The sequence below is a fragment of the Oceanospirillum linum genome (genome assembly GCF_001995095.2).
Lineage (GTDB): Bacteria > Pseudomonadota > Gammaproteobacteria > Pseudomonadales > Halomonadaceae > Oceanospirillum > Oceanospirillum linum.
Window position 1 is genome coordinate 1 of record NZ_MTSD02000285.1, and the last position, 255, is coordinate 255.

General features: G+C 49.0%; 1 protein-coding gene. It reads left to right on the plus strand.

From position 1 onward, the window contains the following. A partial coding sequence (locus tag BTA35_RS17660) for an Ig-like domain-containing protein (RefSeq protein ID WP_161489906.1) occupies positions 1 to 255 on the plus strand: 255 nt, incomplete at both ends.

Sequence of the window (255 nt, forward strand, 5' to 3'; positions counted from 1 at the left end):
ATGAAGTGACTCTGACGGTTAACGGTGAAACTTATACCGGTAATGTTGTAGAGAACACTGCTGGTGATCTGACCTATAGCATCCCGGTTAAAACCGATGATCTGGAAGCCGACAACAGCATTGATGCGTCGGTTACCGCAACGGACAGTGCAGGCAATAGCAAAACCGCGGAAGCTGAACGTACTCTTGATGTGGATACCGAGATCAACGCTTCCATCACCATCGATACCATCGCCGGTGATGATGTTCTGAACG